Here is a 22420-nt window from a genome sequence, read left to right as displayed (position 1 = left end):
CCTTCGACTGAGGTTTAAGTAACTGAGCCTAGAGAGTTACGGGCCCGTAGGGGAGGGGGCGTGGGCGGGCGGACGGCGGTCCCGCTTTAGCTACCCGAGCGCCCTTGGACGTACTCCGTCGGAAGGACGGGTTCCCCCCGGGAGAGCTGGGTCGCCGACAGGGGGAGGTTCGCCCGCGCGGCGATGTGGCGCTCGCGCGGCACGTCCAGGGGTTCCCGGGCGACGACGTCACCGCCCTTGATCAGCTGCACGAGGAGCCGGCGCTCGGCGAGCTCCGCCGGCACCTGGCCGGTGCCCACGACCTCGGCCTCGGCCACCCCGTCCTCGTCCAGCCGGCGCGCCGCCCACTTGCGGCCCCCGACGGAGGTCTTGCCGCCGCTGGACTTCTTCGCGACCGGCACCAGCGGCGCCTTCGGGTCGCCGGACTCGGCGCGGGCGACCAGCTTGTAGACCATGGAGCAGGTCGGGTGGCCGGAGCCGGTGACCAGCTGGGTGCCGACGCCGTAGGCGTCCACGGGGGCGGCGGCCAGTGAGGCGATCGCGTACTCGTCCAGGTCGGAGGTGACGACGATCTTCGTGTTCCGCGCGCCCAGCTCGTCCAGCTGCTGCCGCACCCGGTGCGCCACGAGCAGCAGGTCGCCGGAGTCGATGCGGACCGCGCCCAGCTCGGGGCCGGCCACCTCTACCGCCGTACGGACGGCCTCGGCGACGTCGTAGGTGTCCACGAGCAGCGTGGTGCCCCGGCCGAGGGTGGCGACCTGGGCCTGGAAGGCGTCCCGCTCGTGGTCGTGGAGCAGGGTGAAGGCGTGGGCCGAGGTGCCGACCGTCGGGATGCCGTAGCGGAAGCCGGCCGCGAGGTCGGAGGTGGTCGCGAAGCCGCCGACGTACGCGGCGCGCGCGGCGGCGACCGCCGCCAGCTCGTGGGTGCGGCGGGCGCCCATCTCGATCAGCGGGCGCTGCCCGGCGGCGGAGGCCATCCGGGAGGCCGCCGCGGCGATCGCGGAGTCGTGGTTGAGGATGGAGAGGATCACCGTCTCCAGCAGCACGCACTCGGCGAAGGTGCCCTCGACGCGCATGATCGGCGAGCCGGGGAAGTAGACCTCGCCCTCGGGGTAGCCCCAGATGTCCCCGCTGAAGCGGTAGTCGGCGAGCCACTTCAGGGTGTCCTCGTCGACGATCTTCCGCTCGCGCAGGAAGCCCAGCACGTCGGTGTCGAAGCGGAAGTTCTCCACCGCGTCCAGGACACGCCCGGTGCCCGCCACCACGCCGTAGCGGCGCCCGTCCGGCAGCCGCCGGGTGAAGACCTCGAACACGCTCCGCCGTTCGGCCGTACCGGCCTTGAGAGCGGCCTGCAGCATCGTCAGCTCGTACTGGTCCGTGAAGAGCGCCGTCGAGGGAACATCCACCGGCAGCCCAAGGTCCGCTGTGTTCATGGCAACCGATCCTACTCCCTTCTCGTCGGTGTGACGATTTCCGGGCCGCGTGGCAGCATGGGCAATGTGACGTCACCCGCGCCCCTAGAGATCGAACGCACAGAGTCGGCGGAGGAGGTCTTCGCCGTACCCGAGCCCGACGTCCCCTGGGTCACGATCGTGCACAACGACCCGGTCAACCTCATGAGCTATGTGACGTACGTCTTCCAGTCGTACTTCGGGTACTCGAAGGACAAAGCCACCAAGCTCATGCTCGACGTCCACCACAAGGGCCGGGCGGTCGTCTCCAGCGGGACTCGCGAGGAGATGGAGCGCGACGTGCAGGCGATGCACGGCTACGGTCTGTGGGCCACCCTGCAGCAAGACCGGAAGTAGCGAACCCATTTACATGCCCGGACACTTCGAACCGCTCCCCGGCGGCGGCGCGGCCGTCGCGCTCGACGAGATCGAGATCTCCATCATCCGGTCGCTGGCCGTCCAGCTCCTGGAGCTCATCGGCCCCGGGCCGGGCGCGGACGCCCCGAAGGACCCGCTCGCCGAGCTCTTCGCGGAGGGCCCGAGCGAGCCGCCCGCCGATCCGGTGCTCAGAAGGCTCTTCCCGGACGCCTACAGCGACCCAGAGCAGGCCCCGGACTCGCCCGCCGAGGCCGAGGAGCGGCAGGCCCACTCCGCCGAGTTCCGCCGCTACACCGAGAACGACCTGCGCGCCGGCAAGCGCGAGAACGCGCTCGCGGTGATCCGCGCCTTGGACGCGCTCGCCCCGGTGGACGAGGGCGGGGCGGTGCTGAAGCTCGCGGCGGGGGAGTCCCGGCAGTGGCTCGGCGCGCTCAACGACCTGCGGCTCGCGATCGGCACCCGGCTGGAGATCATCGACGAGGACGACACCGACCTGCTCTACCGGCTCCCGGACGAGGACCCGCGCAAGCCGATGGTCATGGCCTATCTGTGGCTCGGCGGGCTCCAGGAGACCCTGGTCAACACACTTATGGCGTAATCCGGGACATTTCCAGTGCACGGGTGTTCGCTCAGCGGACGCTCAAATCCGGATAACGATGCCGTCACCGTTGCGGCCTGGTTTGCCGCATTCGGGCACTCTTTGTGCCCTTTTCCCTGTGTGATGCGCCACATCGCGTTCCTTTGATCAATATTGCGGCCGTGATAAATCTTCACGACCGCCCGGCTGACACCACCCATGTCCGGCCGGGTGCGCCACCGAGCCGACGACCGTCGGCCAGGCAACAGCTCCAGCAATCCGGGGGGATCGAAACCCGATCCGAGGCCGACGAAAGGTCCGGATCGGCATGGAGAAAGGCGCACCACACATGACCTCAGCGCAGGTCGACCAGCATCGCGACGGCAAGGACGCCGCGCCGGCCGACGGCGAGAGCGGCGAGGGATACCAGCGCGGGCTCGGGTCCCGGCAGATCCAGATGATCGCCATCGGCGGTGCCATCGGCACCGGCCTGTTCCTCGGCGCGGGCAAGGGCATTTCCAAGGCCGGACCCAGTCTCATCCTGGCCTACGCCGTCGCGGGCCTCGTCATCTTCCTGATCATGCGGGCGCTCGGCGAGCTGCTGATGTACCGCCCGGTGTCGGGTTCGTTCTCGGAGTACGCGCGCGAGTTCATCGGCCCCTTCGCGGGCTTCGTCACCGGCTGGACGTACTGGCTGTTCTGGGTGGTCACCGGCATCACCGAGGTCACGGCCGCGGCCGCCTACATGACGTACTGGTTCGACATCCCGCAGTGGGTCTCGGCCCTGATCTTCACGATCGTGCTGTACGGCGCCAACCTGATCTCCGTGAAGCTCTTCGGTGAGCTGGAGTTCTGGTTCTCCATGGTCAAGGTCACCGCGATCATCGGCATGATCCTGATCTGCGCCGGCATCCTGACGATCGGCTTCTCCGACGCGGGCGACACCGCGTCCGTCAGCCACCTGTGGAACGACGGCGGCTTCTTCCCGCACGGCGTCGGCAACACGCTGATGACCCTGCAGATGGTTATGTTCGCCTTCCTCGCCGTCGAGCTGGTCGGCGTCACCGCGGGCGAGTCCAAGGACCCCAAGACGGTGCTGCCCAAGGCGATCAACACCGTGCCGTGGCGCATCGCCGTCTTCTACGTCGGCGCGCTGATCATGATCCTGTCGGTCGTGCCGTGGACGAACTTCCACCCGGGTGTGAGCCCGTTCGTGGCCGCCTTCCAGAAGATGGGCCTAGCCGCCGGCGCCGGCATCGTGAACTTCGTCGTCCTCACGGCCGCGCTGTCCTCCTGCAATTCCGGCATGTACTCCACCGGCCGCATGCTGCGGGATCTGGCGCTCAACAGCCAGGGCCCGAAGTTCTTCACCAAGCTGACGCGCAGCGGTACCCCGCTGGTCGGCACGACGTTCTCCGCCGCGCTGATGCTGGTCGGTGTCTGGATCAACTACCAGTGGCCGGGCAAGGCGTTCGACTACGTCGTCTCCTTCGCGACCATCTCCGGCATGTGGGCCTGGATCGTCATTCTGGTCTGCCAGCTCCGCTACCGGGCGAAGGCGAACCGCGGGCTGCTGCCGCAGAGTGAGTTCCGCGCGCCGGGGGCGCCGTACACGAGCGTCTTCGCGCTGGCGTTCATCCTGATGGTGATCGTGCTCATGGGCATCGACAAGGACGCCCGGGTGTCGCTTTACTGTGCTCCGCTGTGGGCCGCGATCCTCGGCGTCTCCTACTGGGTGCTCAAGCGCCGCAACCCGGAGGCCGCGGCCTTCCGCAAGCGCTGACGACCATCCCCCGAAGGGACGTCCGGCCGCGCGGGGCTCTCGTGGCGCCCCGCTGCGGCTGCCGCTCAGGACGTCCGGCATATGGGCCGTTCCGTACCAGCTATCGGTACGGAACGGCCCTTCTGCTTATCCTGACGGACATGCTGACCATCACCCAGGTCCTCTACGACCAGATCGTCGCCCACGCCCGCAAGGACCACCCCGACGAGGCGTGCGGCGTCGTCGCGGGCCCGGCGGGCGCGGACCGGCCCGAGCGCTTCATCCCCATGCTGAACGCGGCGATGTCGCCCACCTTCTACGAGTTCGACTCGGGCGACCTGCTCAAGCTCTACCGCGAGCTGGACGACCGCGACGAGGACCCGGTGGTCATCTACCACTCCCACACCGCCACCGAGGCCTACCCCTCGCGCACCGACATCTCCTACGCCAACGAGCCCGGCGCCCACTACGTCCTGGTCTCCACCGCCGACACCGACGGCCTCGGCGAGTTCCAGTTCCGCTCCTTCCGGATCGTGGACGGCGAGGTGTCGGAGGAGGAGGTCAGGGTCGTGGACTCCTACTGATCCCGCGATGCGGTCAGATTTCATCCAGCATGCGAGATCACACTCCGATGGCCGGACCGGGAATCGTTACGATGAGCGCATGGTTCTGAACGACGTGAGCGAGAAGGCGCCGGGCATGCTGCTCGTGGCGCGGCTGCACGTCGATCTGTGCAGGCTGAACAGCGCCATCTGTTGATCCACCCCGCTGCCGCCGTTTGGCATTGAGCCGCGGCGCGCCGCCGCCGCGCGCCTGACCGAACCGACGACACCTTCCGACAGGAGCCCTGAGCCATGGCCATCGAGGTCCGCATCCCGACCATCCTCCGCACGTACACGGACGGCCAGAAGGCGGTGGAGGGCGGCGGGAACACCCTCGCCGAGCTGTTCGCCGACCTCGAGACCCGGCACGCGGGCATCCAGGCCCGCATCGTGGACGAGGGCAAGCTGCGCCGCTTCGTCAACGTGTACCTGAACGACGAGGACGTGCGCTTCATCGACGGCATCGACACCAAGCTGTCCGACGGCGACACCGTGACGATCCTGCCGGCCGTCGCCGGCGGCATGCGCTGATCGGCCGCTGAGCAGCGATGCGCTACGACTCTCCGCTGGCCGCGGTGGGCAACACCCCTCTGGTGCGCCTGCCGCGGCTCTCGCCGTCCCCCGACGTCCGCATCTGGGCCAAGCTGGAGGACCGCAACCCCACCGGCTCGGTCAAGGACCGCCCCGCGCTGCACATGATCGAGCAGGCGGAGAAGGACGGCCGGCTCACCCCGGGCTGCACCATCCTGGAGCCCACCTCCGGCAACACCGGCATCTCCCTCGCCATGGCGGCCAAGCTCAAGGGCTACCGCATGGTGTGCGTGATGCCGGAGAACACCTCGCAGGAGCGCCGGGACCTGCTCGGCATGTGGGGCGCCGAGATCATCTCCTCCCCGGCCGCGGGCGGCTCCAACACCGCCGTACGCGTGGCCAAGGAGCTGTCCGCCGAGCACCCCGACTGGGTGATGCTCTACCAGTACGGCAATCCGGACAACGCCGGCGCCCACTACGCCACCACCGGCCCGGAGATCCTGGCGGACCTGCCGTCGATCACCCACTTCGTGGCCGGTCTCGGCACCACCGGCACCCTGATGGGCGTCGGCCGCTACCTGCGCGAGCACAGGCCGGGCGTGCAGATCGTCGCCGCCGAACCGCGCTACGACGACCTGGTGTACGGCCTGCGGAACCTCGACGAGGGCTTCGTGCCCGAGCTGTACGACGCCTCGGTGCTCACCAGCCGCTTCTCGGTCGGCTCGGCCGACGCGGTCACCCGCACCCGGGAACTGCTGCAGCAGGAGGGCATCTTCGCGGGCGTCTCGACGGGCGCCGCCCTGCACGCGGCGATCGGTGTGGGCAGGAAGGCGGTCAAGGCGGGGGAGTCCGCCGACATCGTCTTCATCGTGGCCGACGGCGGCTGGAAGTACCTGTCCACCGGCGTCTACACGGCGGCCACCACCGAGGAGGCCATCGAGACGCTGCAGGGCCAGCTCTGGGCGTAGTTTCCGCCGAGGTCCCCGCCAAGCGCGCCCCAGCCCCCTCCTATGAGGGGGCTAAGTCATTTCTATGGCAGGGCAAAGAATTTCTTTGAGTACTGCCGGTGGTCCCGAGGCCACGGCTACGTTCCTGCCCACACCTGACATGTAACGCTCACCCGGCGGACTGTCAGGTGTCTGTGAGTGTCATGCTCATGACTGCGCGGTTCTGCCGCCGCTACGCGCGTCACGGGCCTGCCAATCCAGTGCGCATCCCCACGTCAACCGGAGGCAGTACCCCATGCGTGAGTCACGCCCGAGCCGGCGGAGACGGAGTCTGCGAAGACTCCTCGCCGTCGCCTTCCCCGCCCTCGCCCTCACCGTCGCCGGACTCGTCGCGGCGCCCACGGCCGGGGCGCAGACCGCCAGCGCGCACCCGCACACCTCCAAGGTCACGCAGAACGCCAAGGCGCTGACCGACCCCGAGCGGCAGACCTTCCACTCCACCGGCAAGGCCGGCCAGAAGGTGCCGACCGAGCACCTGTGCGCCAAGGCCGAGCCCGGCTACGCGTCCTGCTTCGCCCAGCGCCGCACGGACATCAAGCAGCGCCTGGCCGCCGCCCTCGCGGCCGCGCCCTCCGGCCTCTCCCCGGCCAACCTGCACAGCGCCTACAACCTGCCCACCACGGGCGGTTCCGGCATGACGGTCGCCATCGTCGACGCCTACAACGACCCCAACGCCGAGTCGGACCTGGCCACCTACCGCGCCCAGTACGGCCTGTCCTCCTGCACCAAGGCCAACGGCTGCTTCAGGCAGGTCAGTCAGACCGGCTCCACCACCTCGCTGCCGGCCAACGACAGCGGCTGGGCCGGCGAGGAGGCGCTCGACCTCGACATGGTCAGCGCCATCTGCCCGAACTGCAGCATCATCCTGGTCGAGGCCAACTCCGCCAACGACACCGACCTCGGCATCGCCGAGAACGAGGCGGTCTCGCTCGGCGCCAAGTTCGTCTCCAACAGCTGGGGCGGCTCCGAGGCGTCCTCCCAGACCACCGAGGACACCCAGTACTTCAAGCACCCGGGTGTCGCCATCACCGTCTCCTCGGGTGACTCCGCCTACGGCGCCGAGTACCCGGCCACCTCCCAGTACGTGACGGCCGTCGGCGGCACCGCGCTGACCACCTCGTCCAACTCCCGCGGCTGGACCGAGTCCGTCTGGCACACCAACTCCACCGAGGGCACCGGCTCCGGCTGCTCCGCCTACGACCCGAAGCCGAGCTGGCAGACCGACACCGGCTGCGCCAAGCGCATGGAGGCCGACGTCTCCGCGGTCGCCGACCCGGCCACCGGTGTGGCGGTCTACGACACCTACGGCGGCTCCGGCTGGGGCGTCGTCGGCGGCACCAGCGCCTCCGCGCCGATCATCGCCGGCGTCTACGCCCTCGCGGGCACCCCGGGCGCGAGCGACTATCCGGCGAAGTACCCGTACTCCCACACCGCCAACCTGTACGACGTGACCAGCGGCTCCAACGGCTCCTGCTCCACCTCGTACTTCTGCACCGCGCGCACCGGCTACGACGGCCCGACCGGCTGGGGCACCCCGAACGGCACCACCGCCTTCACCGCCGGCTCCAGCAGCGGCAACACGGTGACCGTCACCAACCCCGGCAGCCAGTCCACCACCACCGGCGGTTCGGTCAGCCTGCAGATCCAGGCCACCGACAGCGCGGGCGCGGCCCTCACCTACAGCGCCACCGGCCTGCCCACGGGGCTGTCCATCAACAGCTCCACCGGCCTGGTCTCCGGTACGGCGTCGACCGCCGGCACCTACCAGGTCACGGTGACCGCGAAGGACTCCACCGGCGCCTCCGGCTCGGCCTCCTTCACCTGGACCGTCGGCTCCTCCGGCGGCACCTGCTCCTCCTCCCAGTTGCTGGCCAACCCGGGCTTCGAGTCAGGAGCCACCGGCTGGAGCGCGTCCAGCGGTGTCATCACCAACGACACCGGTGAGGCGGCCCACGGCGGCTCGTACTACGCCTGGCTCGACGGCTACGGCTCCTCGCACACCGACACGCTGTCGCAGTCGGTGACGATCCCGGCCGGCTGCAAGGCCACGCTCACCTTCTACCTGCACATCGACACCGCCGAGACCGGCAGCACCGCGTACGACAAGCTGACGGTGACCGCCGGTTCGACCACCCTGGCGACCTACTCGAACGTCAACGCGAACTCCGGGTACGCGCAGAAGACCTTCGACCTGTCCTCGCTGGCGGGCCAGACGGTCACCCTGAAGTTCAACGGAGTGGAGGACTCCTCCCTCCAGACCAGCTTCGTCGTGGACGACACCGCCCTGACGACCAGCTGATCCACAACCGGTGAGCACCGTGGTCCCGCACGCGGAATCCGTCCGCGTGCGGGATCCTTTTTGGCAGCTGGTACGTCACATCTGCACCAGGCGGCCGGCCCCGCACGGCCACGGCAGAAAGGCGAACCCCCATGCGCCGTACGACCCTCTGCGCCCTCGCGGCCACCGCGCTGCTCCTCGCCGGCTGCGGCTCCCAGAGCGGCGAGGACACCGGCGCCGGTGACGGCAAGGCGTCACCGTCCGCGTCCCCGGGCGGCGCCGGCTGCGCCGCCCTCGTCCAGCTCAAGGCCTCCGACAGCGGCCGTACGGTCTGCGTGGCCAAGGGCGGCGAGGTCCGGGTCACCCTGGAGGGCACCAAGTCCCGCCCCTGGAAGCCGCTCATGGCCAGTGGCAGCGCGCTGAAGGGCATCAACGCGGGCTTCGTCATCCTGCCGGGCCAGGCCACGGCCGCCTACCAGGCGGTGGCCACCGGCACCGAGAAACTGACGTCCTCCCGGCCGCTGTGCGCCGAGCCGACGGCGCCGGGCCAGGTGTCCTGCAAGGGCATTCAGGAGTGGACGGTCACGGTGAACGTGAAGTGATCAGCCGGCCAGGTGCCGTACCTGGTCCCACAGAACCGGGTCCACCACGCCCACCCGGCGCCGGAAGTCGCCGACCGGCACCTCGCGCAGCTCGTCGGTCTCCAGGAAGCTGGGCCGGCCCCGGGCGTCACCGACCGCGCCCGGCGGCAGGGGGATCACGCCCGCGCGCTCGTCGCGGTACTTGCTGGTGATCTTGGCGACGGTGGCCCGGTTCCCGCGCACGGCCAGCACCAGACACGGCCGGTCCTTGGCGTCCGCGCGGTCCTCGTAGGGGACGTCCGCCCACCAGATGTCCCCGGGGGCCGGGCGGGCGGCCTCGGCCGGGCGCGTGCCCGCGCGGCCGAGCGGCCGCAGGCGCCGTCCGGCGTAGCGGCGACCGCGTCCCCAGCCGTCGACGAGCGTGGCGACCAGCGCGAGCAGTACCACCGCCGCGAGTGCCAGCCACCAGGACGTGTCCATACGACGACGTTACCGGCGCGCGCCGAGGATTGCGCGCCCTTAGCGGATCCTTATGCGCCCTTGGTCCAGCCGAACCGGTGACAGCACAGGTGAGTTCGCCCACAACGGCCCCTGGCGGAGGAGCGACCCGCGCTTTCGCGCCTTACGCTCGACAAACCGCACGACCCCCGTTTCCTGCCCTTTTGATCTTTCCGCCAACGGAGGTTTCTGCTTCATGAAGCTCACCGTCGTCGGCTGCTCGGGGTCGTTCCCGTCCGCGGAATCGGCCTGCTCGAGCTACCTCGTCGAGGCCGACGGCTTCCGGCTGCTCCTCGACATGGGCAACGGCGCCCTGGGCGAGTTGCAGCGCCACTGCGGTCTCTACGACCTTGACGCTGTCTTCCTGAGCCATCTGCACGCCGATCACTGCATCGACATGCTCGCGTACTTCGTCGCGCGCTACTACCGCTACGACGGCGGCCGCTGCGACCCCCTGCCGGTCTACGGCCCCGAGGGCACCGAGCACCGCCTGACCACCGCCTACGGCGACACCCTCTCCGCCTCGTCCATGAGCGAGGTGTTCGACTTCCACACCGTCAAGCCGTCCACGTTCGAGATCGGCCCGTTCACGGTGCACACCGAGCGGGTCCGCCATCCCGTGGAGGCGTACGCCATCCGCGTCGAGCACGGCGGGCGGTCGCTGACGTACTCCGGCGACACGGGGGTCACCGAGGCGCTGGACGAGCTGGCCCGGGACACCGACCTGTTCCTGTGCGAGGCCGCGTTCACGCACGGCAAGGAGAGCATCCCCGACCTGCATCTCAACGGCCGCGAGGCGGGGGAGACGGCGGCGCGGGCGGGCGCCCGGCGCCTGGTGCTCACCCACATCCCGCCGTGGACCGATCCGGAGGTGAACGTCCGTGACGCGCGCGAGGTGTTCACCGGGCCGGTGGAACTGGCCGCGCCGCGGGTCACGTACGAGATCTGACACCGACGGACACACCGAGGCCCCCCGGAGCACTGGCTCCGGGGGGCCTCGGTCGTGTGGTGGACCCGGCCGTCAGGCCTTGGTGAGGTCCTCGACCTCCTCCTCGGGCTCGCGGCCCGGGGTGGGGAGGTTGAACTTGGTGATCGCGAAGCGGAAGACCGTGTAGTAGATCGCCGCGAAGACCAGGCCGACGGGGATCAGCAGCCAGGGCTTGGTGGAGATGCCCCAGTTGAAGAAGACGTCGGTCAGCCCGGCCGAGAAGCTGAAGCCCATGTGCATGCCCAGCCCCCAGGTGACGGCCATCGACACCGCGGTGAGGACCGCGTGGATGGCGTACAGCAGCGGGGCGATGAACATGAAGGAGAACTCGATCGGCTCGGTGACACCGGTGACGAACGAGGTCAGGGCCAGCGAGGTCATCATGCCGAGGACGGCCTTGCGGCGCTCGGGGCGGGCGGAGTGGGCGATGGCCAGGGCGGCGGCCGGCAGACCGAACATCATGATCGGGAAGAAGCCGGTCATGAACATACCGGCGTGCGGGTCACCCGCGAAGAAGCGCGGCAGGTCGCCGTGGAAGACGGTGCCGGCGTGGTTGGTGTAGTCGCCGATCTGGAACCAGGCCACCGAGTTGACGAACTGGTGCATGCCGATCGGGATCAGCGCACGGTTGATGAGGCCGAAGAGGGCGGCACCGACGGAACCGAGGCCGGTCATCCACTTGCCGAAGCTGGTGATCTGGTCACCGATCGGCTGCCAGCCGAGGACCACCAGGACACCGAGGGCTACGCCGACGACGGAGGTGATGATCGGTACCAGCCGGCGGCCGTTGAAGAAGCCGAGCCAGTCGACGAGCTTCTTGCGGTGGTAGCGCTGCCACAGCACGGCGGTGAGCAGGCCGATGATGATGCCGCCGAGCACGCCCGGGTTCTGGAAGGTGGCGGCCTGGGCGGCCTCGTGCCCCTTCTGCCAGAACCCACCGAAGGGGGCGACCGGGGTGTAGGTGGCGCCCTCGTGCCCGTCCGTGATCGGGAACTGGTGGATCACCGCGTAGTAGGTGAGGAAGGACACCACGGCGGCCAGCGCCGTCGACCCGTCGGCCTTCTTGGCGAAGCCGATCGCCACGCCTATGCAGAACAGCAGCGGCAGACCGAACGAGCTGTCGAACAGGACGCCGCCGGCACCGGCGAACACCTTCGCAACATTCGTGGGAAGGTGGAGCTTCGCCTGCACGTCGGGCTGGCCGAGGCGCATGAGGATGCCCGCCGCCGGCAGTACGGCGATGGGGAGCTGCAGGCTGCGGCCGACCTTCTGCAGGCCCTGGAACAGGCCGGATCCCCGCTTCTTCGCGGGAGCCGCCGTCGCGGTGGCGGTGCTCATGGATGGTTCCTCCATCGGTGGTGGTCTACACCACTCAGTGGTGTAGACCTGTTTTTAGCACGATGAAGGCGGGATAAGGAACCACGAAATCCGCTACCGGTGCGCTACGCGGCGTGGCGGTGTGCTAAAGGGGCTGAAAAGCCGAGGTATCAGACTTTGGTGACGTCCTCGACCTCGTCCTCCGGCTCACGGCCCGGCGTCTTCAGGTCGAACCTCGTGATCGCGAGACGGAAGACGACGTAGTAGACCGCCGCGAAGCACAGGCCGATCGGGATGATCAGCCATGGTTTGGTCGCCAGGTGCCAGTTGATGACGTAGTCGATCAGCCCGGCCGAGAAGCTGAACCCGTCGTGCACCCCGAGCGCCCAGGTCACCGCCATCGAGACACCGGTGAACACGGCGTGCAACGCGTAGAGCAGCGGCGCGATGAACAGGAACGAGTACTCGATCGGCTCGGTGATGCCGGTCACGAACGACGTCAGCGCCACCGACAGCATCAGACCGCCGACCTCCTTGCGGCGGTGCGGCTTGGCGCAGTGGGTCATCGCCAGCGCGGCGGCCGGCAGCGCGAACATCATGATCGGGAAGAAGCCCGAGGTGAACTGGCCCGCGTGCGGGTCCCCGGCCAGGAACATGTTGATGTCGCCGTGCACCACCGTGCCGTCCGGCTTGGTGTAACTGCCGAACTGGAACCAGATGGGCACGTTCAGGAACTGGTGCAGGCCGAACACGAGCAGCGCCCGGTTGGCGAGCCCGAAGACACCCGCACCCCAGTACCCGATGTCCCGCAGCCAGCGGCTGAAGCTCTCCAGCCCGGCACCGACCGGCGGCCAGACCCACAGGCACAGCGCCGCGAAGGCGATGGCGACGAACGCCATGATGATCGGCACCAGCCGGCGGCCGTTGAAGAAGCCCAGCCAGTCCACCAGCCTGGTGCGGTGGTAGCGGGCCCACAGGAAGGCGGCCAGCAGACCCAGCACGATGCCGCCGAAGACGCCCGGGTTCTGGAAGGTGAACGGCGTCACCGAACCCGTGCCCGCGCCGACGCTCACCTGGCAGCCGACCTGCGGGATCGCCTTGGAACCGCTGGGGCAGGACTTCGGGAACTGGTGCAGCACCCCGTAATAGACGAGAAAGCCCGCCACCGCGGCCAGCGCCGTCGAGCCGTCCGCCTTCTTCGCCATGCCGATCGCCACGCCCACGCAGAACAGCAGCGGCAGACCGAGGGACCCGTCGAGCAGAGCGCCGCCCGCGCCCGTCATCACCCTGGAGACGTCCGTCCAGCCCAGGCCCTGGTCGCCGAACACGTCCGGCTGGCCGAGCCGGTTCAAGATGCCGGCCGCCGGCAGCACCGCGATCGGCAGCTGCAGACTGCGCCCCATCTTCTGCAGGCCCTGGAACAGGCGGTTCCAGCGTTCCCGTGCCGGGCCGGCCGTGCTGGCCGCGGGCGCGCTCTCGGCACTCATGGCGTCCTCCCGGCCACTCGACTCGGACGCGGTTTGGCGACCGTACCCCCTGTGGTGTAGACCAGTCGGCGGACGGTTCCGCTGTCGTGATCGCCATCATTCGGCACGCACGGCATGACCGCTCGCGAAGATGGGCCAACTGTGGGTTACTGCGACAAAGCGGTTCGGATCAGGGAGAAGGAACATGGCCAGCAAGGCTGAGAAGATCGTCGCCGGCCTCGGCGGCATCGACAACATCGAGGAGATCGAGGGCTGCATCACCCGGCTGCGCACCGAGGTGTCCGACCCCTCCCTGGTCGACGAGGCCGCCCTGAAGGCCGCCGGCGCCCACGGCGTCGTCAAGATGGGCACGGCCATCCAGGTCGTCATCGGCACCGACGCCGACCCGATCGCCGCGGAGATCGAAGACATGATGTGAGCCGGCCGGCTCACCGGAAAAGGGGCTCTTCCCGACGCGGGAGGAGCCCCTTCCACAGGTACGGCTAGGCTCCTTGCCATGTCTCGCATCGACGGCCGTACCCCCGAACAGCTCCGCCCGGTCACCATCGAACGCGGCTGGAGCAAGCACGCCGAGGGCTCCGTCCTCGTCTCCTTCGGCGACACCAAGGTGTTCTGCACCGCCTCCGTGACCGAGGGCGTCCCGCGCTGGCGCAAGGGCAGCGGCGAGGGCTGGGTCACCGCGGAGTACGCCATGCTGCCCCGCGCCACCAACACCCGCGGCGACCGCGAGTCCGTCAAGGGCAAGATCGGCGGCCGTACCCACGAGATCTCCCGGCTCATCGGCCGCTCGCTGCGCGCCGTCATCGACTACAAGGCGCTCGGCGAGAACACCATCGTCCTCGACTGCGACGTCCTCCAGGCCGACGGCGGCACCCGCACCGCCGCGATCACCGGCGCCTACGTCGCCCTCGCCGACGCCGTCGCCTGGGCCCAGGGCAAGAAGCTGATCAAGGCCGGCCGGCAGCCGCTCACCGGCACCGTCTCCGCCGTCTCCGTCGGTATCGTCGGCGGCGTCCCGCTGCTCGACCTCTGCTACGAGGAGGACGTGCGCGCCGAGACCGACATGAACGTCGTCTGCACCGGCGACGGCCGCTTCGTCGAGGTCCAGGGCACCGCCGAGGCCGAGCCCTTCGCCCGCGAGGAACTGAACGCCCTGCTCGACCTCGCCGTCACCGGCTGCGCCGAACTCACCGCCCACCAGCGCGCGGCCCTCGAAGCCACGCTCGCGAAGTAGGGGCGGTCCACGGGGTAAAGGGCGGATCAAAAGGACGGGCGCGCGTGGGCAACCCGCGCGCCCGTCCCGGCGTCCTAGGGGTACGGCAGCCTTACCGGGCCGTAGGGGCCCTACCAGGGGAGGGAAACACCACCATGGCCGTCAGCCGACGCCGTCTCACCGCCGTCGCCGCACTGGCGCTCGCCGCGCTCACCGCCGGCCTCACCACCGGCTGCGACGCCGTGAACAAGGCCCTGGACTGCGTGCAGACCGCCGACTCCATCGCCGACAGCGTCACCGACCTCCAGCAGGCCGTGGAGAACGCGGCGAACGATCCGACCCAGGCGGACGCCTCCCTCGACTCCATCGAGAAGAACCTGGAGAAGATCGGCGACAAGACCGACAACGCCGATGTCAACAAGGCGGTCGACGACCTGAACAAGGCCGTGGACAACGTGCGTACGGCCATCAAGAACGGGGACAGGACGCCGGATGTGAGTCCGGTGACGGACGCGGCCGGTGAACTGACCAAGGTCTGCACGAAGTGACCCCGGCGGCGCGGGGCCGTATCAGTACTCCCCGTCCCGGCGCCGCTCCAGCTTCTCCTGGCGGCGCTGCTCCTTCTGACGGAGCCGCTCCGCCCGGGTGACCTTGCGGGTCACCGCCACCTCGCCCCAGAACGCGAAGCCCCCGATGACCACGCGCGGAGCGCCCGGCTCGGGCTCCTCGTACCCCGGGTGCTCGAAGCTGCCCATCACGCCGGTGCCGCGGACGACGACCTCGACCCCCGGCGGCACGATGACCTGCACCCCGCCCATGATCGCCACGCAGTTGATCACGACCTCGCGGTCCGCGAAGTCCGCCTCTCGCAGGTCGATCTCGCCGCCACCCCAGAACGCCAGGCAGTTGAACTGCCTCGGCACCGTCCAGCGGCCCCTGCGCCGGAACCCGGACATGATGGCGACCGCACCCGCCGAGGACCCCTCGCTGCCGACGATCCGGCCCGCCCAACTCCCGCTCTGCGCCGGTTCCTTGGTGAAGGACACGGGAGCGGCCGGCGGCACGGTACCGGCCGCCGGCAGATCACGGGTGAGCGGCGCCAGCTCGCCGTAGGTACGCGCCTTGTACGTCGCCTCCAACCGCTCCTCGAACTCCGCCATGTCGAGCCGGCCCTCGGCCAGAGCGTCCCGCAGGACCTCGGCGACCCGTTCCCGGTCGCTGTCGGACGCCCGGAGGTCCGGGACTGCGTCGTCGGTCATGGCAGAAGCCTACGAGACCGCCTTCTCCGCGTACATCTTGGCGATGACCGCCTCGATGTCCGGCTCCCGCACCGACAGGTCCACCAGCGGGTACTCCGCCGCGAGATACGCGACGAGCGGCGCCGCCGACTGCCCCGCCGGGAACGCCAGCCACTGCCGCGGCCCCTCCACCCGCACCACCCGCGCCGACGGCACCTCCACCGGCGGCAGTTCCCGCTCCAGGTCCACCACCAGCGTCCGCTCGCTCTCCCCGGCCTCGTGCAGCCCCGCGAGCGGACCGTCGTACACCAGCCGGCCGTGGTCGATCACCATCACCCGCGAGCACAACTGCTCGATGTCCTGCAGATCGTGCGTGGTCAGCAGCACGGTCGTGCCCCGCTCGGCGTTCAACTCCCGTAGAAAACCCCGGACTTTCGCCTTCGACACGACATCCAGGCCGATCGTCGGCTCGTCCAGGTACAGCACCTCCGGGTCGTGCAGCAGGGCCGCCGCGATGTCCCCGCGCATCCGTTGCCCGAGCGAGAGCTGCCGTACCGGCACGTCCAACAGGGCGCCCAGCTCCAGCAGTTCCACGCACCGGTCCAGGTTCTCGCGGTAACGGGCCTGAGGGATCCGGTACATGCGGTGCGCCAGCCGGTAGGAGTCGATCAGCGGCAGGTCCCACCACAGGGTCGTACGCTGCCCGAACACCACCCCGATCCGGTGCGCGAGCCGGCGCCGCTCCCGCGACGGATCGATCCCGGCCACCCGCAGCGTGCCCGCGCTCGGCGTCAGGATGCCCGTCAGCATCTTGATCGTGGTCGACTTCCCGGCGCCGTTCGGCCCGATGTACCCGACCATCTCCCCGCGCGCCACCGTGAACGAGATCGAGTCCACCGCCCGCACCTCGCGCCGCTCCCGTTTCAGGAACCCGGTCTTCCTGCGCACCTCGAAGACCTTCTCGACCCCCTTCAGTGCGATGAAATCCTTCTCCGGTGAGATGAAACCGCCGTCCGCCACCGCGCTAGCTCCCTGTACTCCGATACGAACGAAGTCCCGCCCGCCAGGCCAGCCCCGCCAGCGCACAGCACCCCACCGCCACCAGCGGCGGAGCGAACGCCAGCCACTCGGGCAGCCCCAGCGGATACGGCCGCCCCAGCACATAGGTCGCGGGCAGCCAGTTGACGAAGGCCAGCGGCAGTACGAACGTCACCCCGCGCACCAGCTCCTTCGCGAACACCGTCGGCGGATACTGCAGCAGCGTCGTACCGCCGTAGGTGAAGGCGTTCTGCACCTCCGAGGCGTCCGACGCCAGGAACTGGAACGCCGCCCCCGCCACGAACACCGCGCAGAAGATCCCGCAGCCGCTCACCAGGGCCACCGGCATCAGCAGCAGCTTCAACGGCGTCCAGTCGATGTCCAGCCGGGCCACCGCCCAGGTGAGCACCAGCAGACCCTGCACCACCCGGCCCAGCCTGCGCAGGCCGAACTGGTCGGCCGCCACCTGGGCCAGCACCGGCGCCGGCCGCACCAGCAGCGTGTCCAGCGTGCCGTCGCGCACCCGCCGCCCCAGCCGCTCCATCGACCCGATCACCAGATCGGCAAGACCGAAGGCCACCCCGGACAGGCCGTAGAGGAAAGCCACCTCGGGCAGCGACCAGCCGCCCAGCGCGTCCACCCGCGAGAACATCAGCATGATCCCGACGAAGTCGAGCAGGGTCGCCGAGAAGTTGCCGAACGTGGTCATCAGGAACGAGGCGCGGTAGGCCATGGTGGACCTGATCCACATCCCGGCGATCATCAGATACGCCCGCACCCCCTCCCGCACCCGGCCGGTGCCGGTCTCACCCACCCTGGACCACCACCCTGCGCGTCGCCGCCGACTGCACCAGCCGCCCCGCACCCAGCAGCGCCACCGCCCACGACCCCTGGAACACATACGTGCCCAGCGGGTCCGCGTGCCCCAGCAGGACCTGGGCCGGCGCCTGGAGCAGCGAGGACCACGGCAGCGCCCGCACGATTTCGCCGAGCGCCCCGGGGAAGAGGTTCAGCGGCAGCAGCATGCCCGAGCAGAAGTAGCTGACCAGCCATGACATCTGCGTCACACCCGTACCGTCCAGGAACCAGAACGTGCTGAGCGCCACCAGGTACCGGATGCCGAACCCGACGATCATCGCCAGCAGCACGGCCACGAAGAAGGCGACCCAGGTGCCCACGTCCGTCGGCAGGTACACCGGGAAGCACAGGGCACCGAACACGAACGGAAGCATCCCCCGCCCCGCCAACTGGAAGAACGCCCGGCCCAGATCCGTCGCCAGCCACCACATCTGCAGATCGGCGGGCCGGTACAGGTCGATCGCCACGTCCCCCGTACGGATGCGTTCCATCAACTCGCTCTCGACGCCACCGCCGCCGATCGCGAGCGTCGACAGGAGCGCCTGCCCCAGCCACACATACGTCACGACCTGCGCCTGATCCCACCCGCCGAGGTGCGGCCGCTCGTCCCACAGCGCCCGATACGTATAGACGAGGATCAGTCCGAAGACGGTATTGGTGAACACCCCTGCCGCCGTGGCGGCACGATACGTCGCGTACCGTCTGAATCCCCCCGCCGCGACGGCCACGTACAACCGTCCCGCGCCCACGCCAGTCCACCTCCCGGGACCGCTCGACACCGAAGCGCAGGAGCCTAGTCCCCGGGCCCGGCGGCCGGCCACGCAATTTCGTGCCCGAAGCGTGCTCGAATCCGGGAACGGAACGCCAGGTGCGAGAGTCTTCAAACGGGGGGCGCAGAAGCGTACGAGGCGTACAGGAACGTACGACGCGAAACAGGAGTCCGTGCACGACATGAGCGACGAGCCGCAGCCGCAGCAGCCGAACGAAGGCGTGCCGCCGAAAAAGCCGCTGGCTGCAGAAGGGCCCGACGCCCCCGGCACCCACCCCGAACGGGGACCGGGCCAGGTCGGGGCAACCGACGATCCGACCCGGCCCGAGGAGGCCGGCCGGCGGGTGGAGTCCCCGGAGACGCCGGGCACGGCGGAGGCCGCGCGGGCCGAGCGGGGCGGTACGGCCACGCAGGCCGGGGAGGCCGGGCTCGGCCGAGCGGGTGACCGTGCGGCGTCCCAGGCCCCCTCGGCTCCGGAGTACCGGACGGCCTCCATGGCCCGTGCCCGTCAGGCGGCCCGAGGCGGCCGAACGGAACAGCAGGCGGCGACCACGTCCAGCGCGGAGGCGGCTTCCGGCGCGCGTCCGGCGTCCGGCGAGGTCTCGGGCTCCGGTGGCGGCTCGGAGGCACGCGGAGGCTCGGTGTCCGGTGGGGTTTCGGGCTCCGGTGCGGGTTCGGCACCGCGTGGTGTGTCGGCTCCTGGTGAGGTCTCGGCCTCCGGTGGGGGCGTGGCGGCGCGTGGTGCGTCGGCTTCCGGTGGGGCTTCTGGTGAGGCTGTTGGTGCCGCGCCGGTGGCTCGCGGGAGCTCGGGGTCCGGTGAGCTCCCGGGCTCGGGTCGGAGCTCGGCGGACCGTGGTGCGGCGGTGACTCGTGGTGGCTCTGCGGCCGGCGCGGTGTCCGGCGGCGGTGCCGGTGATGGCTCGGCTCGCTCCGGTGAGGGCTCGGCGGACCGGGGCGTGTCGGCGTCCGGCAGCGGTTCGGGGGCCGGCGAGGGCGTGGCTTCCGGCGGTTCCGCAACCGGTGCGGCTTCGGCGTCCGGCGCGTCCACCGGGTCCCAGGCCTCGGGTGCCTCCACCAGGTCCCAGGACTCCGGTGCGTCCACCGCCTCCCAGGCCTCCGGTGCCCCCGCCTCCCAGGCGCCCGGTCGGCCCCGTACCGACTCCGCGAAGCCGGAGGTCCCGGCCGCCCGGACCGGATCCGAGCAGCCGCAGTCGGCCGAGAGCACGCAGGTGCTCCGGCGCGTCACCGCGCCCCGGGCGGCCCAGGGCTCCGGTGAGGCGCCCGCGCCCGAGACCACCCAGGTTCTCCGGCGGGTCAACGCACCCCGCGCGGCCGAGCCGGGCGACCCCGCCAGGACGCCGGCCGCCTCCCCGGCCGGCCGGCCGAACGCCGGCGGCCGTACCACCGGCCCCGGCACCGCCCGCCCGGCCGGAGCGGTCGGCGCCGCCGGCCTCGCCGCGGGTGCCGCCGCCCAGGCCACCCCCGCCGAGGGCCGGCCCGCCGGAGGCAACGGCAACGGCAAGAAGCCGAAGCGGCCCAAGCGGACCGGATGGCGGCGGATCTTTCCGACCTGGCGCATGGTGCTCGGCACCTTCGTCATCGGGATCCTGCTGATCGTCGGCCTCTTCTTCCTCGGCTACTCCCTGGTCAAGATCCCGCCGGCCAACGCCCTCGCCACCAAGCAGGCCAACGTCTACCTCTACGCCGACGGCTCCCAGCTGGCCCGTGACGGCGAGATCAACCGGGAGAACGTCAGCCTCGCCCAGATCTCCAAGGACGCCCAGCACGCCGTACTGGCCGCCGAGGACCGCGACTTCTACACCGAGTCGGCCATCGACCCCAAGGCGATGCTCCGCGCCGCCTGGAACACCGCGACCGGCAAGGGCAAGCAGTCCGGCTCGACGATCACCCAGCAGTACGTGAAGAACTACTACCTCGGCCAGGAGCAGACGGTCACCCGCAAGGCCAAGGAGTTCTTCATCTCGATCAAGCTGGACCGCAACAAGTCCAAGGACGAGATCCTCGAGGGCTACCTCAACACCAGCTACTTCGGCCGCAACGCCTACGGCATCCAGTCCGCCGCCCAGGCCTACTACGGCGTCGACGCCGAGAACCTCGACCCGGCCCGCGCCGCCTACCTCGCCGCGCTCGTCAACGCGCCCAGCGAGTACGACGTCGTCGCCCACCCCGAGAACAAGGCCGCGGCCGTCGCCCGCTGGAACTACGTCCTGGACGGCATGGTCAAGAAGGGCTGGCTCAGCGCCTCCCAGCGCGCCGGCATGAAGTTCCCGATGCCGAAGGAGCAGACGGTCTCCACGGGCATGTCCGGCCAGCGCGGCTACCTCGTCGAGGCGGTCAAGCACTACCTGACCACCAACGACATCCTCACCGACGACCAGCTCGCGAGCGGCGGCTACCGCATCACCACCACCATCCAGAAGAGCAGGCAGAACGCCTTCGTCAAGGCGGTCGACGACCAGCTGATCTCCAAGCTGGACAAGAAGAACAACAAGGTCGACAAGTACGTCCGCGCCGGCGGCGCCTCCGTCGACCCGAAGACCGGCAAGGTCGTCGCCATGTACGGCGGCATCGACTACGTCAAGCAGTACACCAACGGCGCCACCCGCGGTGACTTCCAGGTCGGCTCCACCTTCAAGCCCTTCGTCTTCACCTCCGCGGTGCAGAACGGCTCGACCACCCAGGACGGCCGCCCCATCACCCCGAACACCGTGTACGACGGCACCAACGAACGCCCCGTACAGGGCTGGAGCGGCGGCGCCTACGCCCCGCAGAACGAGGACCAGAAGTCGTACGGCCAGATCACCGTCACCAAGGCGACCGACCTGTCCGTGAACGCCGTCTACGCGCAGATGGCCGTCGACGTCGGCCCCTCCAAGGTCAAGCAGACCGCGATCGACCTCGGCGTCCCCTCCGGCACCCCGGACCTCCAGCCGTACCCCTCGATCGCCCTCGGCACCGCCACCGCCAGCGTGCTCGACATGGCGGAGTCCTACGCCACGCTCGCCAACCACGGCAAGCACGGCACGTACACCCTGATCGAGAAGATCACCAAGGACGGCACGGACGAGGTCAAGCTGCCCGAGCAGCCGGTCAAGCAGGCCGTCACCCGGGAGGCCGCCGACACCACCACGTCCATCCTGCGGAGCGTGGTCGACAACGGCACCGCCACCGCCGCGCAGGCCGCGGGCCGCCCGGCGGCCGGCAAGACCGGCACCGCCGAGAACGACACCGCCGCCTGGTTCGCCGGTTACACCCCCGACCTGGCCACGGTCGTCTCCGTCATGGGCCAGGACCCGGTGACGGCCAAGCACATGCCGCTGTACGGCGCCCTCGGCCAGGCCCGCATGAACGGTGGCGGCCCGCCGACCCAGATCTGGGCCCAGTACACGGCGGACGCGCTGAAGAACAAGCCGGCCTCCGGCTTCGACCTCCAGCTGCAGCAGGGCGCCGACCAGCCGCAGCCGCCCAGCACCACCGGCTCGGCCCAGCCGGGCACGACCGGCGACCAGACCAACGGCGGCCCCACCGGCACCCCGACCGACGGCGGTGCGACCGCCAGCCCGACCGACGGCGGCACCATCGGCACCCCGACCAACGGCGGCACGACCGCCACTGGCGGCACCGGCACCACGGGCGGCACCAACACCACCGGCGGAGACGCCACCGGCGGCACGACCAACGGAGGCGACACGACCGGCGGCGGCACGACCGACGGAGGGACCACGGTGGGCGACACGACCGCAGGAGGCGGAACCGACGGCGGCGGTCCGGCGGGCACGGCCGCCGGACCCGGAGGCGGCGACCCCGCCGCCTGACCCTGACCTGC

General features: G+C 70.1%; 22 protein-coding genes. 14 read left to right on the top strand and 8 right to left on the bottom strand.

Translation table 11 applies throughout. The annotated features are described in order from the left end of the window. Window positions 1–86: 86 nt before the first annotated feature. Window positions 87–1433 carry a nicotinate phosphoribosyltransferase gene (locus ACIBJF_RS05385; protein WP_399172354.1) on the bottom strand — a complete coding sequence of 449 codons (1347 nt, stop codon included), beginning with the start codon at window positions 1431–1433 and terminating at the stop codon, window positions 87–89. A 57-nt stretch (window positions 1434–1490) separates the two neighbouring features. On the opposite strand from ACIBJF_RS05385, the gene clpS reads away from it, so the two are divergent. The 9 genes from clpS to ACIBJF_RS05340 all read left to right on the top strand — a co-directional run bounded on the left by clpS (window position 1491) and on the right by ACIBJF_RS05340 (window position 9188). Continuing rightward, the gene (gene clpS / locus ACIBJF_RS05380) at window positions 1491–1808 is read left to right on the top strand and encodes an ATP-dependent Clp protease adapter ClpS (RefSeq protein ID WP_351809912.1); all 318 of its coding nucleotides are present in this window, start codon (window positions 1491–1493) and stop codon (window positions 1806–1808) included. Between the two features lie 13 nt (window positions 1809–1821). Next, the gene (locus ACIBJF_RS05375; RefSeq protein WP_399172353.1) at window positions 1822–2427 is read left to right on the top strand and encodes a DUF2017 domain-containing protein; all 606 of its coding nucleotides are present in this window, start codon (window positions 1822–1824) and stop codon (window positions 2425–2427) included. A gap of 328 nt (window positions 2428–2755) precedes the next feature. After that, window positions 2756–4189: an amino acid permease gene (locus tag ACIBJF_RS05370; RefSeq protein WP_399172352.1), complete on the top strand. Its 1434-nt coding sequence runs from the start codon at window positions 2756–2758 to the stop codon at window positions 4187–4189. A gap of 140 nt (window positions 4190–4329) precedes the next feature. Next, a complete protein-coding gene (locus ACIBJF_RS05365; protein WP_399172350.1) occupies window positions 4330–4752 on the top strand; it encodes a Mov34/MPN/PAD-1 family protein in 423 nt (140 codons plus the stop codon). A 79-nt stretch (window positions 4753–4831) separates the two neighbouring features. Beyond that, the gene (locus ACIBJF_RS05360) at window positions 4832–4927 is read left to right on the top strand and encodes a putative leader peptide (protein WP_023550193.1); all 96 of its coding nucleotides are present in this window, start codon (window positions 4832–4834) and stop codon (window positions 4925–4927) included. Window positions 4928–5022: 95 nt separating this feature from the next. Continuing rightward, on the top strand, window positions 5023–5301 hold the full coding sequence (locus ACIBJF_RS05355) for a MoaD/ThiS family protein (protein WP_351809899.1): 279 nt from the start codon (window positions 5023–5025) through the stop codon (window positions 5299–5301). A gap of 17 nt (window positions 5302–5318) precedes the next feature. Then, the gene (locus tag ACIBJF_RS05350) at window positions 5319–6269 is read left to right on the top strand and encodes a cysteine synthase (protein ID WP_351809896.1); all 951 of its coding nucleotides are present in this window, start codon (window positions 5319–5321) and stop codon (window positions 6267–6269) included. Between the two features lie 274 nt (window positions 6270–6543). Beyond that, window positions 6544–8607: a putative Ig domain-containing protein gene (locus tag ACIBJF_RS05345; protein WP_399172349.1), complete on the top strand. Its 2064-nt coding sequence runs from the start codon at window positions 6544–6546 to the stop codon at window positions 8605–8607. A 131-nt stretch (window positions 8608–8738) separates the two neighbouring features. Continuing rightward, entirely contained in the window at window positions 8739–9188 is a 450-nt protein-coding gene (locus ACIBJF_RS05340; RefSeq protein ID WP_399172348.1) for a hypothetical protein, read from the top strand. On the opposite strand, the gene ACIBJF_RS05335 is transcribed toward ACIBJF_RS05340, so the two are convergent. After that, the gene (locus ACIBJF_RS05335; RefSeq protein WP_399172346.1) at window positions 9189–9647 is read right to left on the bottom strand and encodes a type II toxin-antitoxin system PemK/MazF family toxin; all 459 of its coding nucleotides are present in this window, start codon (window positions 9645–9647) and stop codon (window positions 9189–9191) included. A 214-nt stretch (window positions 9648–9861) separates the two neighbouring features. Here ACIBJF_RS05335 and ACIBJF_RS05330 point away from each other — a divergent pair, with 214 nt between their 5' ends. Beyond that, window positions 9862–10614 carry an MBL fold metallo-hydrolase gene (locus ACIBJF_RS05330; protein WP_399172345.1) on the top strand — a complete coding sequence of 251 codons (753 nt, stop codon included), beginning with the start codon at window positions 9862–9864 and terminating at the stop codon, window positions 10612–10614. 72 nt (window positions 10615–10686) lie between these two features. Here ACIBJF_RS05330 and ACIBJF_RS05325 read toward each other — a convergent pair whose 3' ends face one another. Then, window positions 10687–11991, bottom strand: coding sequence for a PTS transporter subunit EIIC (locus tag ACIBJF_RS05325; RefSeq protein WP_399172344.1), 1305 nt, complete (start codon window positions 11989–11991; stop codon window positions 10687–10689). Between the two features lie 149 nt (window positions 11992–12140). Beyond that, entirely contained in the window at window positions 12141–13457 is a 1317-nt protein-coding gene (locus ACIBJF_RS05320; protein ID WP_399172343.1) for a PTS transporter subunit EIIC, read from the bottom strand. A gap of 184 nt (window positions 13458–13641) precedes the next feature. Between ACIBJF_RS05320 and ACIBJF_RS05315 the strand changes: the two genes are divergently transcribed. The 3 genes from ACIBJF_RS05315 to ACIBJF_RS05305 all read left to right on the top strand — a co-directional run bounded on the left by ACIBJF_RS05315 (window position 13642) and on the right by ACIBJF_RS05305 (window position 15218). Then, complete coding sequence (locus ACIBJF_RS05315) at window positions 13642–13875, top strand: glucose PTS transporter subunit EIIB (RefSeq protein ID WP_030782705.1); 234 nt, start codon at window positions 13642–13644, stop codon at window positions 13873–13875. A 78-nt stretch (window positions 13876–13953) separates the two neighbouring features. Beyond that, window positions 13954–14691, top strand: a complete 738-nt coding sequence (rph, locus tag ACIBJF_RS05310; protein WP_399172342.1) for a ribonuclease PH — start codon at window positions 13954–13956, stop codon at window positions 14689–14691. A gap of 134 nt (window positions 14692–14825) precedes the next feature. Beyond that, complete coding sequence (locus ACIBJF_RS05305) at window positions 14826–15218, top strand: hypothetical protein (RefSeq protein WP_356309436.1); 393 nt, start codon at window positions 14826–14828, stop codon at window positions 15216–15218. Between the two features lie 21 nt (window positions 15219–15239). Here the strand turns inward: ACIBJF_RS05305 and ACIBJF_RS05300 are convergent, their stop codons facing one another. Genes ACIBJF_RS05300 through ACIBJF_RS05285 form a run of 4 tightly spaced genes read right to left on the bottom strand, consistent with a single transcriptional unit; the run spans window position 15240 to window position 18553 of the window. Continuing rightward, on the bottom strand, window positions 15240–15929 hold the full coding sequence (locus ACIBJF_RS05300; RefSeq protein WP_399172341.1) for a DUF1707 domain-containing protein: 690 nt from the start codon (window positions 15927–15929) through the stop codon (window positions 15240–15242). A gap of 9 nt (window positions 15930–15938) precedes the next feature. Next, the gene (locus ACIBJF_RS05295; protein ID WP_399172339.1) at window positions 15939–16928 is read right to left on the bottom strand and encodes an ATP-binding cassette domain-containing protein; all 990 of its coding nucleotides are present in this window, start codon (window positions 16926–16928) and stop codon (window positions 15939–15941) included. Between the two features lie 4 nt (window positions 16929–16932). Further along, entirely contained in the window at window positions 16933–17709 is a 777-nt protein-coding gene (locus ACIBJF_RS05290) for an ABC transporter permease (protein WP_399172467.1), read from the bottom strand. A 43-nt stretch (window positions 17710–17752) separates the two neighbouring features. Continuing rightward, entirely contained in the window at window positions 17753–18553 is an 801-nt protein-coding gene (locus ACIBJF_RS05285) for an ABC transporter permease (protein ID WP_399172338.1), read from the bottom strand. 1249 nt (window positions 18554–19802) lie between these two features. On the opposite strand from ACIBJF_RS05285, the gene ACIBJF_RS05280 reads away from it, so the two are divergent. After that, window positions 19803–22409: a transglycosylase domain-containing protein gene (locus tag ACIBJF_RS05280; protein ID WP_399172466.1), complete on the top strand. Its 2607-nt coding sequence runs from the start codon at window positions 19803–19805 to the stop codon at window positions 22407–22409. The last annotated feature ends 11 nt before the right edge of the window (window positions 22410–22420 follow it).

The organism is Streptomyces sp. NPDC050743 (assembly GCF_044456925.1).
In the GTDB taxonomy this organism is placed as follows: Bacteria; Actinomycetota; Actinomycetes; order Streptomycetales; family Streptomycetaceae; genus Streptomyces.
The sequence above is the reverse complement of the archived record's forward strand: the minus strand, read 5'-3'. Positions and strand labels throughout refer to the sequence as shown.